Annotated in this window: 8 protein-coding genes and 1 pseudogene; 4 read left to right on the plus strand and 5 right to left on the minus strand. The window is 36.3% G+C overall.

The annotated features are described in order from the left end of the window. Window positions 1-5: 5 nt before the first annotated feature. The 3 genes from QWY87_RS05940 to pheT form a co-directional block, all read right to left on the minus strand. On the minus strand, window positions 6-1,019 hold the full coding sequence (locus QWY87_RS05940; protein ID WP_290289435.1) for a quinone-dependent dihydroorotate dehydrogenase: 1,014 nt from the start codon (window positions 1,017-1,019) through the stop codon (window positions 6-8). An 87-nt stretch (window positions 1,020-1,106) separates the two neighbouring features. Further along, complete coding sequence (locus QWY87_RS05945) at window positions 1,107-1,976, minus strand: hypothetical protein (protein ID WP_290289436.1); 870 nt, start codon at window positions 1,974-1,976, stop codon at window positions 1,107-1,109. A gap of 169 nt (window positions 1,977-2,145) precedes the next feature. Then, window positions 2,146-4,578, minus strand: coding sequence for a phenylalanine--tRNA ligase subunit beta (gene pheT / locus QWY87_RS05950; RefSeq protein ID WP_290289438.1), 2,433 nt, complete (start codon window positions 4,576-4,578; stop codon window positions 2,146-2,148). A 205-nt stretch (window positions 4,579-4,783) separates the two neighbouring features. Between pheT and QWY87_RS05955 the strand changes: the two genes are divergently transcribed. After that, a complete protein-coding gene (locus QWY87_RS05955; protein WP_290289440.1) occupies window positions 4,784-6,562 on the plus strand; it encodes an AMP-dependent synthetase/ligase in 1,779 nt (592 codons plus the stop codon). Between the two features lie 203 nt (window positions 6,563-6,765). Then, window positions 6,766-8,518 (plus strand): annotated as a pseudogene (locus tag QWY87_RS05960) (DNA polymerase III subunit gamma/tau). A gap of 1 nt (window position 8,519) precedes the next feature. Here QWY87_RS05960 and QWY87_RS05965 read toward each other — a convergent pair. Then, window positions 8,520-10,721: an amino acid permease gene (locus QWY87_RS05965; RefSeq protein WP_290289441.1), complete on the minus strand. Its 2,202-nt coding sequence runs from the start codon at window positions 10,719-10,721 to the stop codon at window positions 8,520-8,522. Window positions 10,722-10,846: 125 nt separating this feature from the next. On the opposite strand from QWY87_RS05965, the gene QWY87_RS05970 reads away from it, so the two are divergent. Next, entirely contained in the window at window positions 10,847-11,428 is a 582-nt protein-coding gene (locus QWY87_RS05970) for a MiaE family protein (RefSeq protein ID WP_290289443.1), read from the plus strand. Between the two features lie 3 nt (window positions 11,429-11,431). Here the strand turns inward: QWY87_RS05970 and QWY87_RS05975 are convergent, their stop codons facing one another. After that, window positions 11,432-11,770, minus strand: a complete 339-nt coding sequence (locus QWY87_RS05975) for a DUF4870 domain-containing protein (protein WP_290290954.1) — start codon at window positions 11,768-11,770, stop codon at window positions 11,432-11,434. A 98-nt stretch (window positions 11,771-11,868) separates the two neighbouring features. Here QWY87_RS05975 and mnmE point away from each other — a divergent pair, with 98 nt between their 5' ends. Beyond that, window positions 11,869-13,275 (plus strand): tRNA uridine-5-carboxymethylaminomethyl(34) synthesis GTPase MnmE, encoded by a 1,407-nt coding sequence (mnmE, locus tag QWY87_RS05980; protein ID WP_290289445.1) that lies wholly within the window; start codon window positions 11,869-11,871, stop codon window positions 13,273-13,275. Window positions 13,276-13,280 lie beyond the last annotated feature (5 nt).

Raw genomic sequence — 13,280 nt, forward strand, 5'->3', positions numbered from 1 at the left:
TTAATTTACATCAAACTTTTATTGATCCTCTTCACCAAGCCAGGGCCTTCATATATAAAACCAGTATACAACTGAATTAAATCAGCTCCGGCTTCAAGTTTTTCGCGTGCATCCTCTTCTGAATGAATACCCCCTACTCCAATAATTGGAAAAGATTTATTCGATTTTTCAGCCAGAAACCTAATAACTTCAGTCGATCTGTTTTTCACTGGTTTCCCGCTTAATCCACCAGTTTCTTCTTTGTTTTCAGCGCTAAGTCCTTCTCGAGAAATTGTCGTATTCGTTGCAATGACACCAGCAATTTTTGTTGTGTTCACGATATCTATAATATCCATCAACTGACTATCTGTTAAATCCGGTGCTATCTTTAGTAAAATAGGCTTGGGTGCTTCCTTTGTGTTATTCTTATCCTGCAAAGTTTGCAGCAATTTCATAAGTGGCTCCTTATCCTGTAAGGCTCTTAAATTTGGCGTGTTGGGAGAACTAACATTAACGACAAAATAATCAACCACATCGAATAGCTTCTCAAAACAAATCATGTAATCATCAATAGCATTCTCATTCGGCGTTACTTTGTTCTTTCCTATATTACCCCCTATTATGATATCCGTTTTCCTTTTTCTTAACCTTTCAACAACCGCATCAACCCCATCATTGTTAAAACCCATTCTATTGATCAAAGCCTCATCGCTTTTAAGTCTGAAAATTCTTTTTTTAGGATTCCCTGGCTGGGCTTTTGGTGTCACTGTCCCTACCTCAACAAAACCGAAACCAAAATTAGAAAACTCATCAAATAACACCGCATTCTTATCGAATCCCGCAGCCAAGCCAACAGGGTTCTTGAATTTTAAACCAAAGACTTCTTTTTCCAAACTAGGCGCAGACACTTTAAACATGCTTTCTGCAATTGAAGGCAGAAAAGGAAATTTCATACCTGTTTTGATCGTAGAAAAAGTGAAATGATGAATTTTTTCAGGGTCGAATTGAAAAAGAAATTTTCGAATAACTGCTTTGTACATTGCTCTTTTTTTTGCAAATATAATTGAAAATAAAAAGGAATCATCAGCCTTGATCACTCCTTTTTAATAAATTAATACGAATGAATCCTATTCATATGCATAGGTTGTTTTAGAAGTTAGCATGTCATTGTAAAAAATATCCCTTTCAATAGGAAACCCCTCATCATCAATAACATATTCATATCTTAAGGCACTATTTTCGGATGTACTTGTCAGCAAAAATTTATCTGCGTAAACCATTGGAATGTCAAGTAATGAACTTAGAGATAAGGCAGCATTATTTACCTCCCTGCCATAAATACTTTGAAAATATTTTTTATAAAAATCTCCATGCTCCAGATTAATTTCATCATAGGTGTAATTATATGTATCAGCAGAAGGAGTTCTCACAGATATGATTTGATTTTCTTCATAATCAGCCTCAAAAATTTTACCGTCTTCTGATTCAATCTTTTTAATTAAATTCAATTCATTTAAACTATAAACAAAGGTTCCACCTGGCAATGGTTCTTTTAAATTGTCCTTTTGCTGTTCAAGAATTGTACTATCTCCAGGGTATTCAAATTCTCTGTAATAAGCCATTTCTGGTGCTGTACGATTTTCACTATAAAACTCAATTAACCTGCCCTCCGTATCATAGATAAAGTCATCTTGCTCTTCAAAAACATCATTATAGTAATACTTTATTCTTTCAATCGACCCTCTGCTATTATACTTATATTCAACCTTAGCTACCAAAGTATTTCCTTCATAGGTATATTTTAAGTATTGCTTACCGCTTAGAAAATATTCTTCAATTCTATTGGATTCCTCCCCGTCTTTATATTCCCTCGTAATAATTTCATTAAGAACCCTTTCTTTTAGCTCAATTGGCACCGTAGTCACGTCATCTTCTGAACAAGACGAAATAAATATTAAAATTGTCCAAAAAATAATTTGTAAAACCCTGTTTTTCATGTACTTAAAATAAGTCCTTTTGTTTTATAATATTAGAAAAAATATGAACCATTAACAATACAAAATGATAAAAAAACCCTTTAAGAACTATCGTTCTTAAAGGGTATACATCATTGTATTATTTTCGTCCGCAAAAGCGGCTTACCTATAATCTCACAAAACCATAAGGCTATCTCAACTCCGCATCAAACTCCTTGTTAAATCCTTGTTGTAACTTACTCATGATCTTATCAATCTGCTTATCTGTTAGGGTTTTATTCTCATCCTGTAAAATAAAACTCAGTGCATAAGATTTTTTACCCTTAGGTAATTTATCCCCTACATAAACATCAAACAAATCTACATTTTTTAATAATTTTCGTTCACTCTGGAAAGCATAATTATACAAATCAATAAAATCAACTTTTTCATCTAAAAGCAATGCCAAATCTCTTTTTACTTCAGGGTATTTAGGCATTTCTGTAATCTTAATTTTTCTTTTACCTGCACTTTTAATTACATTATTCCAATTGAAATCAGCAAATAAAACTTCTTGTTTGATACCAAACTTTTTCAGGATGGATTTATTCACAAATCCAAATTCAACAATCTTGGTTTTCCCCTGATTCATAGCAAGACCTTCTGAAAAAATATCGTTTTGCGTTTTAGCATATTTAAGTCCTGCAACACCTAGTCTATCCAAAAGGCTTTGTACTACCCCTTTTAAATAAAACACATCAGCAGGTCTGTTAGCCTGCGCCCAGAAATCAGCAGTTCTTTTACCAGTAAACATTAAAGACAAGTGTTTGTCTTCAGTATATCCTGATTCATGTTTGTGGTAAGTATTACCAAATTCAAATAATTTTAAATCTAAATTTTTCCTGTTGATATTATAAGAAAGCCCCTCCAATAAACCAAAAACCATGGATTGTCTCATAACTGAAAGATCTCCACTTAATGCATTGAGGATTTCCACATTTTTCTCCTTGTCTATTGATTCAGAAGCATCAACGTACTCAGGTTTTGTCAAAGAATTACTCATTGACTCGTATATTCCGTTAGAAATTAAAAATCCGGAAGCAACTTGCTCAATTTTTTCAGGGCTCGATTTATCGGAGCTTGAAACAGACGTTTTTATCTTATCTGGAGTTTCTATATTGTTATATCCATATACTCTCAAAATTTCTTCAACGATATCTGCCTCCCTGGTAACATCCACACGATAGGCAGGTATTGTTAATCCAAGTCCGGATTCTGTTTGATGATTGATTTTAATATCAAGAGAAGCTAAAATGTCTTTAATGGTATCTGTTGGTATTTCTTCACCAATTAATCTAAAGGCTTTCTCGTAAGAAAAATTCACCTGGAAATCTTCAATTTTATTCGGGTATAAATCTATCACATCAGAAACTATCTTTCCATTTGCAATTTGTGCAATCCAAATAGCTGCGCGCTTAAGAGCATAAACTACGGCATTAGGATTTATACCTCTTTCAAATCTAAAAGAAGCATCTGTGTTCAAGGCATGTCTCTTTGCCGTTTTTCTAATGGAAACCGGATTAAAATACGCAGCTTCTAAAAATATAGTTTTTGTGTTTTCTGTTACACCTGATTTCAATCCACCAAATACACCACCAATACACATAGGGTTATCTTCTCCGTCACAAATCATGATATCATCCTCATGTAATTCTCTTTCAACACCATCAAGACCTAAAAACTTTGTACCCGTTGGAAGGTTTTTTACAAGAACCTTCTCCCCTTTTATTTTATCCGCATCAAAGGCATGCAAGGGCTGCCCCAGTCCGTGCAAAATATAGTTTGTAATATCCACCACATTGTTGATGGGCACCAAACCAATTGCTCGTAATTTGTTTTGTAACCAAGCAGGAGAATCTTCAATTTTTAAATCTGTAATGGTTATTCCTGCGTATCTCGGAACTTGTTTGTGATCAGCAACTTCTACCTTCACTGCAAACGTTCTCTCATCCACATGAAATTCACTCACTGAAGGTGTATTCATTTTTGTCTGCATCTCCTCTACCTGTAACAAACCTGCATAAAGATCTCTTGCTACACCCAAATGACTCATTGCATCGGCTCTATTTGGAGTCAATCCTATTTCAAAAACCTTATCACTATACAAATCAAAGATATCTGAAGCCTTCGCTCCAATCTTAGTGTCTTCTTCTAAGACCATAATGCCATCATGACCTTTGCCCAGACCTAATTCATCTTCAGCGCAAATCATTCCATGACTAAATTCTCCTCTTATTTTCCCCTTTTTAATCTTAAATCCTTCTCCTGATTCATCATAAAGTGTTGTACCTATAGTCGCTACAGGAACTTTCTGTCCTTTCTCAACATTAGGCGCTCCACATACAATTTGAACCGGCAGGTCTTCTCCAAGGTCAACCTGAGTAACTTTTAACCTATCAGCATTTGGATGTTGCTCACAACTCAAAACCTCACCAACAATGACTCCTTCAAGATTTCCTTTTACAGATTCAAATGTTTCAATTCCTTCAACTTCTAATCCTAAATCAGTTAAGATCTCACTTACTTTATCAACATCGAGATCGATGTTTAAAAATTCTTTTAACCAATTATATGATATCTTCATTCTATTTTTTTTAAGACTCCAAAATTAAGTATAAATCACCATTTACGAGGCTATAAGCCTATGATTTTCTCTAATTTTTTCAGCTGCAAATATAGGCAATTGTGCTACGTTTTGAATAGCTTTTAAGTGAGAATTTTTCCAGGTCTTTATTCATTTTAAATATTAATTTAAATTCCCTATTTTGCATTATTAATAATTTTACGGCATGTCTATAGAAACAACAAGAATATTTGATTTCGCATATTATCAACTTGATAAATATAACCTTGCCAAATCTTTGGTATCAAAGGTCAATGGAGAATGGATAAGTACTTCGTCGCAAGAATTTATCGCAAAAGCAAATATCGTCAGTAGAGGATTACTTGCTCTTGGTGTGAAACCAGGAGATAAAATTGCGCTGATATCTTCTACCAACAGAACCGAATGGAATATTTTAGACTTAGCGCTCCTTCAAATTGGTGCAGTAAATGTTCCCATTTATCCAACAATCAGCGAGTCAGATTACAAGTACATTTTCAATCATGCCGAAGTAAAATATTGCTTCCTGTCGGATGAAGCACTTTTTGAAAAGGCCAATGCTGTGCAGAAAGAAGTAAAAAGTCTGAAGCGCATTTTTTCTTTTGATAAAATAAAAGATTGTGCCTATTGGGAAGAAGTCTTTACGCTTGGCTCTGAAGAGTCATTACAAGAAAAAGTTGATGCATTAAAAGATAAAGTCAAGCCTGAAGATTTGGCCACTATTATTTATACCTCAGGAACAACAGGCGTCCCTAAAGGTGTTATGCTCTCACATAACAATCTTGTAAGCAACGTTAAAGACACCGTTCAGGGCTTACCTTTTTTGAAAGACATTAATAATGTTTTAAGTTTCTTACCGGTATGTCATGTATTTGAACGCATGTTGCATTATTTATACATCTATTCGGGTATTACCATTTATTTTGCTGAATCGATTGAAAAAATAGCTGATAATGTAAAAGAAGTCCAACCTGATTTTATGAGTGTTGTTCCAAGGTTGCTTGAAAAAATTTATGACAGCATTATTGCAAAAGGCACCGCTCTTACAGGTATTAAAAAGTCTTTGTTCTTTTGGGCTGTCAACGTAGGCCTGGCTTATGAGCCTTATGGAAGGAATGGTTGGTTGTATGAAAAAAAACTCGCCCTTGCCAACAAGTTAATTTTCAGCAAATGGAGAGCAGCACTGGGTGGAAATCTGAGTAATATGGTATCTGGTTCAGCGGCATTACAACCGAGACTTACGAAAATATTTACCGCGGCTGGCATGCAGATCCTTGAGGGTTATGGACTCACAGAGACTTCTCCTGTGATCTCTGTAAATGTTTATGAAAATCAAAATTTCAAAGTAGGAACTGTAGGGAAAGCAATAGCGAATGTAGAGGTTAAGATAGCAGAAGACGGTGAAATATTGGTTAAAGGACCAAATGTAATGCTAGGTTATTATAAAGATGCTGCGAAAACGACTGAAGTAATGACTGGAGATTATTTCCATACAGGGGATAAAGGAGAAATTGATAAAGAAGGCTTTTTAAAGATTACAGGACGGAAAAAAGAAATATTTAAAACTTCTGGCGGGAAATATATTTCACCAACCCTTTTAGAAAATGAAATGAAACAGTCGCGTTTTATAGAGCAAATACTGGTTATTGGGGAAGGTCAAAAAATGCCAGCCGCGATTGTACAGCCCAATTATGAATTTGTCAAGGAATGGGCCCGTCGACACAATGTTAGCTGCGGTAATACACCCGAAGAAATGGCGGTAAATGAGGCCGTTCACAACAGAATTTTAGAAGAGATTGAACACGGGAACAAACAATTTGGAAAATGGGAAACAATCAAAAAATTTGAAATGACCCCTGAAGCCTGGACTGTGGATAATGATTTGCTTACGCCTACTTTTAAACCAAAAAGAGTGGTGATTTTAAAAACGTACAAACACCTTTACGACAAGATTTATAACCAATAAAATGAGGTAATTATAACCTGAGGATTGCTTTTTCGACAATTCATCAATCTCATAATGATGTCGAATTATGCCTCTCCTTTGCTCAAAGTCATGACTTTAGGATTATTTATTTACTAAGGATTCTTGACAAAATAAGCAGCACATATTTTAGTTGTAATTAGCTTTGGATATTCATACATTTGTTTCCTTCAAGTAGAGATCAAATGGAACATTTTATTGTATCAGCCCGTAAATACCGACCACAGGTATTTAGCGATGTCGTAGGCCAACAGGCTATTACGAATACGCTGGAGAATGCGATAAAAAATAACCATTTAGCTCAAGCCTTACTTTTTACCGGTCCTCGTGGAGTTGGTAAAACAACCTGTGCCAGAATTCTTGCGAAAAGGATCAATCAGGAAAGTATGGAAAATGCTATAGAGGATGAAGACTTTGCATTTAACATCTTTGAATTGGATGCTGCTTCAAATAATTCAGTAGACGATATAAGAACCCTAACCGATCAGGTAAGAATTCCACCACAAACAGGAAAATTTAAAGTTTATATTATTGATGAGGTACATATGTTATCTCAGTCTGCTTTCAATGCCTTTTTAAAAACTTTAGAAGAGCCACCGGCGCATGCCATCTTTATACTTGCAACAACTGAAAAGCACAAGATCATTCCTACAATTTTATCAAGGTGTCAAATTTTTGATTTCAAACGTATTGGCGTTTTAGACATCAAAAATTATTTACATAAAATAGCCGAGGGTGAAAAAGTGGATGCCGAAGACGATGCCCTTCATATTATTGCGCAGAAAGCTGACGGTGCATTAAGAGATGCCTTATCAATATTTGACCGCGTAGTGAGCTTTTCAGGATCTGAACTCACGCGAAAAGCAGTGTCGGATAATCTGAATGTACTTGATCATGATGTTTATTTTCAAGTGACTGATTTACTTTTGGATAATAATATTCCACAAGTGCTGATTAGTCTGAATAATATAATGACCAAAGGATTTGAAGGACACCATTTTATTATAGGCCTCGCTTCTCATTTTCGAGACCTGCTGGTGGCAAAAGATGCCGCCACTATTGAATTACTGGAAGTAGGTGATTCTGCAAAAAAGCTCTACCTGGAGCAATCTAAAAAATCAGACCTAAGGTTCTTGATGCGAGCCATTGATATCGCGAATGACTGCGATCTCAATTTTAAAAGCAGTAAGAATCAACGCCTGCTAGTTGAACTGACCTTAATGAAAATCGCCTCCATCACATTTGATGGCAAAAAAAAAATCTAAAAGGTTCATAGTCCCTTCTTTTCACTTTCTAACTACGCATCCAGCGGCAAAAACAGCAGTTGAACAAAAAACTGAACTGCCACAACAAAAAGAAATTCGAGTTCAGCCAAGCAGTAAACCAAGTCCAGAAAATCCTGTAAGACCAACTCAAACTCCAGCCAAAGAAATTAGCAAGCCCAAACCTATAGATCTAAAAAATTCGGGTCGAAGAAATTCAGCGCTTTCTTTATCAAGCTTAAAAAGAAACAAAGAAGAAGCAGCCAATTTTAAAAAGGGCCAAGAGCAAACAACAGACACCAAAAATCAGGCTAAAGACCCGTTTACGGAAGCGGTATTCCTAGAAGTCTGGAATACCTATGTTGAAGACCTTCATCAAAAAGGAGAAAAAATATTGGCCTCAATTCTTAAGGCTGATTCTCCGAAATTACAAGGTCACATGATACATGTTGCTTATCCTAACGAGCTGATGAAAGTCGAACTTTTAAAAGTGCGGCCGAGGGTATTGCGATACATAAGAGAAAAACTTAATAATTACGAAGTAGATTTCGTGATTACAGTTAATGAAGACAATACAAAACGCTTTGCCTATACCCCTCAGGAAAAATACGAATTGCTCAAAGAGAAAAACAAAGTTATCGCGCTGCTTAGAAAAAAATTCAACCTTGAGCTCTAGACTAACCTTTTACTGTCAGTCTTAAGACAGAACAAGCTGAACTATCAGCAAACTTATCCTTATTCTTACCAAGTAGAACATTTTGCCAATTTCCTTTTTCAGGAGTACCAATGATCAATAAATCATATTCAGCTGAGATGGAAGAAATGGTTTCAATAGGTTTTTTAGCGCGTTTGACGATGACCGTTGATTGAGTTGCAGACTTTGTTAACAGCTTAGTTGAAGCCTCTTCAATCGTCTTCATATCCGTCTTAGACATATTATCAGGAACCACGTGTAAAAGCGTAAGCGAAGCACCATAAAATTGGCAGACTCTATCTGCGATGGCAACAAAATTCTTGTCCTTTCTTCCGGGTCTTAAGGCCATGACAACCTTACTAATATAGCGAACGCCATTATCCCTGAAAAGGGCAACATCAGAATTCACATGGTCTACAAACCAACCTATAGGATTTCTAACCAATAGACCCTTATGAGCTCGTGCATCCCAGCCCATCACCATCCAGTCTGCATGCGTCTGATCACTTAATTCCTGAATCGTTTCAGATAAGTCATGTGTAACGACCGCTTCAAAATCAATCTTAACTTTTCTGGCTGTAGCTAAGAGTGACACTCTGCGCGCAAGAGAGTGAATATTAGGATTGTCCTCCATCACTGCATCAAGAAAAGTTTGATTTGGAACTTCTGTTATATTGACTGCTTGTGTTACCTCCTTCTTATTCAAGGCGGCCCCAATCTCAATGAGCATTTCAGGTGATTTTTCATTTCCTAACAAAGGAATAACAACTCCGGCGTCAGAAGCTATCTCACCATCGAGAACGGCTTTATTAATCTTGGTCATATCTATGGGCTCCCTGCCTTCAAACCTATTCTTTTTGTACAACAAATAGAGCGCTGGTCGATGACCATACTTTCTTAAGATTCCTGTTCTTGCCGTCTTCTTTCCAATTTTTAAATAAATCAAATAACCAAGAATCACTATCGTCAAAATAGCCAATAATGGAATCAGTCCTAAAAATATCAGGAGTATAATCCCTGATACAATACCAAAAATATGAACAAAAGGATAAAGTGGAGATTTATAACTTGGATTATACCATTGGGCGGAAGTTTCTCTTAGAATGATAACACAAAAATTAACCGAGACAAACATCATGACCATAAAAGCGCTTGCCAGCTTTGCAATCTTAACCACATCGAGAAACAGAATGACCAAGGTCATCGTAATACAAGTAACAATGATCGAAGCCACCGGAGTCAGATATTTGGGGTGTATTTTTCCCATAAAATCTGGTAACAGTTTATCCATTGCCATGGCAAAAGGGAATCGTGAAGCAGCAAGCACACCTGAATTGGCCATAGATATCAAAGTAATAACACCTATAAAAGCAGCTAGATACCCAATAGTCGAACCACCTTGGATGGTAGCGATCGTATAAATTGGGTGCAAATCAGTTGATAATTGTTCCATCGGGATATTTCCCACTAGCGCAAAAGCCACAAATACATAAATAAGGGTCATAATAAATAAGGACAGAATCATCGCCCTTGGCAAATTTTTACTGGGATTTTTTATTTCACCAGCTATGGCAGCCACTTTGGTAACGCCTGCATAAGAAATATAAACAAAGGCAACTGTTGAAACCAGTCCCATTTTACCATCAGTATAAAAAGGATCCAGTAAATCTGGGTCAATATTTGGCAATCCAAAAATAAGCACCAAGCTTAGTGTTACTAATGAAATACTGACAATTACTATTTGTACCTTCCCTACTTTCTTTACTCCAAAAATATTCAGAAGCAGGATTATTCCCAAAAAGAAAATAGCTACATACTGGGAAAAGCCATTAGAGGCATTGGCTAAAACCGATAAATAAGCGCCAAAACCAACCAAAGCAAACGCACTTTTAAGTAATAATGACAACCATAAACCAATTCCAGCTATTGTTCCAAATATAGGCCCAAAAGCCCTTTCTATATATAGATAAGTACCTCCTGAGGAAGGCATGGCTGTAGCAAGTTCTGATTTTGATAAGGTAGCAGGTAAAATACATATTGCTGCAAGCAAGTATGCCAGCCAAATAGAAGAACCAGTCTTAGCAGCAGCTATTCCGGGTAACACAAAAATACCACTGCCGAGCATACCTCCAATGCTTATAGCAATGACAGAGGTTAAACTCAAACTTCGTTCTAACTTCTTCAATTTTCCAAATTTTATCTAAAATAACCTTTTTCTGAGAACTACCCAATGCGTCTCGCATTCATATCAAATTTAAATTCTAAATTTGCTGACATAATTATCCGTCAGGGAATTCAATAAAATAAATTATGTTAGGATTGAAATTCGAAACAGCCACCTCATGGGTTGATATAGCTAAAAGTGGTTTAGAGCAAGTACTTACTGATCATGCTTTTGCTGAGCAAAAAGCAGCTTCAAATGCAGTATCTATTATTATCAATTATTCTGAGGAAACCAAATTGGTTCAGGCCATGAGCGATATCGCGATTGAAGAAATGGAACACTTCAAAATGGTGCATGATTTCATGGTGGCCAGAGGTATGGTTTTAGGAAGAGAACAAAAAAATGATTACGCCAAACACCTGCATTCATTTTTCATAAAGACACATGACAGAACAGATGCTTTGATTCAACGGTTGCTAATTGCCGCATTGATCGAAGCCCGAAGTTGTGAAAGGTTCAAAGTCTTTTCTGAAAACATTGAAGATGAAGAACTAGCTGCTTTTTACCAAGAACTTATGGTTTCAGAAGCCAACCATTATACGGTATTTCTCGGTTTTGCCAGGGCCTATCAAGACAGAGCCATTGTAGATAAAAAATGGGATGGATTACTGGCCTACGAAGCTGAATTTATGAAAAACCGGGGCAAAACGGCAAGAGTGCATGGTTAAGCACTATGCTATAAATTTAATGGATAACGGATAATGTGGTGTTTCACCATTATTTACTTTGATGGCGTTGATTACCGGAAACACCAGGCACAATATTCCAATGGCAATTAATCCTAAAAAGCCTAAACCAATCAAAAGAATTAAAGGAACACAAATTAAGGCGTATAAAAACATACTCAATTGAAAATTGATAATGCCTTTACCTTGTTCATCCATGTCATAGATTTCATCCTTTTTAGTTATCCAAATAACCAATGGAACGATAAATCCTCCAAAACCTGTGATCAGGTCAAGTAATTGACTAAGATGTGTTAACATTAAGGTTTGCCTGTCTTCTCTCATTTTCATGTTTTATTATTTGACGTATAGTTGACAAAAATGTTACAATGAAATCATCTCAAATGTGCGTACCTTTGCCAAAATATTTGAGATAATACGTTATGAATCAACCAGGTTTAGGAATTAAAAACGATACCATAATTGCCCTCGCCACTTCATTTGGTGTAGGAGCTATCGCCGTTATCCGATTATCAGGACCAACCTCTATAGATTTGGTCAGTGATTTTTTTAAACCCAGAGGAAAAGATAAATCCTTACAAACGGTCGCCTCGCATACAGTTCATTTAGGCCATATTATGGATAGCGATAGAATCATTGATGAATCTTTGGTTACTGTTTTTAAGACGCCACATTCATACACTGGTGAAAACGTTGTTGAGATATCATGCCATGGTTCAGCATATATCCAACAGGAAATATTACAATTATTCTTACAAAATGGCGCAAGACATGCTGAAGCCGGAGAGTTTACGCTAAGAGCTTTTCTCAATGGCAAAATGGATTTAAGCCAGGCCGAAGCTGTAGCGGATGTCATCGCTTCTGATTCTCAGAGTTCTCATAGTATTGCCATGCAACAAATGCGTGGCGGTTTTTCAAATGAAATTGCGGCTTTAAGAGCTGAATTATTGGATTTTGCTTCATTAATTGAATTGGAATTAGATTTTTCTGAAGAGGATGTAGAGTTTGCCGATAGAACAGCTTTCCAGGAATTGATCAACAAGATTACCAATGTGATCAAAAGACTCATCGATTCGTTTGCTCTTGGAAATGTTTTAAAAAATGGAATTCCTGTAGCCATTGTCGGCGAACCGAATGTGGGAAAATCAACCTTACTCAATGCACTTCTTAATGAAGAAAAAGCGATTGTAAGTGACATTGCCGGAACAACACGTGATGCCATTGAGGATGAGATTGCCTTACAAGGCGTAACCTATCGTTTTATAGATACGGCAGGTATTCGCGACACCAAAGATGTGATTGAAAATATTGGGATAAAAAAGACCTTTGAAAATATTGAAAAAGCACAGTTGGTGCTCCATTTAATAGATGCAAGCAGAGAATTCGACTTGACAGGATTGTCTAAAGAAGCACAAGAACTTCAGGAAAAATATCCTAAAAAAAAGATATTGACACTTATCAATAAGTCCGACACTTTAAATGAATCCCAACAACTTGAAGTACAAGCGAACCAACCAAATTGGATCCTTATCTCCGCCAAGCATAAAACAGGTTTGGATAATTTACTAGAGCATTTAGTGCAACTGGTCAATACCGGTTCATTGAGCAATCAACAAACGGTGGTTAGTAATTCACGGCATTTTGAAGCGCTGAACAAAGCTTTCATTGCCTTAAGCGAAGTACAAAAAGGAATGGATCAAAACATTTCAAGTGACCTTATGGCCATCGACATTCGTCAAGCCTTGTATCATCTGGGAGAGATCACCGGTGAGATCACCACTGATGATTTATTGGGCAATATTTTTGCTAATTTCTGTATCGGGAAGTAAGGACC

The sequence above is a fragment of the Lutimonas halocynthiae genome, from assembly GCF_030409835.1.
Lineage (GTDB): Bacteria > Bacteroidota > Bacteroidia > Flavobacteriales > Flavobacteriaceae > Lutimonas > Lutimonas halocynthiae.

What these genes read in the sequence shown, in the direction of transcription:
- QWY87_RS05940 (WP_290289435.1), bottom strand. Translation starts at nt 1,019, where the DNA reads ATGTACAAAGCAGTTATTCGAAAATTTCTTTTTCAATTCGACCCTGAA.
- mnmE (WP_290289445.1), top strand. Translation starts at nt 11,869, where the DNA reads ATGAATCAACCAGGTTTAGGAATTAAAAACGATACCATAATTGCCCTC.
- QWY87_RS05945 (WP_290289436.1), bottom strand. Translation starts at nt 1,976, where the DNA reads ATGAAAAACAGGGTTTTACAAATTATTTTTTGGACAATTTTAATATTT.
- pheT (WP_290289438.1), bottom strand. Translation starts at nt 4,578, where the DNA reads ATGAAGATATCATATAATTGGTTAAAAGAATTTTTAAACATCGATCTC.
- QWY87_RS05970 (WP_290289443.1), top strand. Translation starts at nt 10,847, where the DNA reads ATGTTAGGATTGAAATTCGAAACAGCCACCTCATGGGTTGATATAGCT.
- QWY87_RS05955 (WP_290289440.1), top strand. Translation starts at nt 4,784, where the DNA reads ATGTCTATAGAAACAACAAGAATATTTGATTTCGCATATTATCAACTT.
- QWY87_RS05975 (WP_290290954.1), bottom strand. Translation starts at nt 11,770, where the DNA reads ATGAGAGAAGACAGGCAAACCTTAATGTTAACACATCTTAGTCAATTA.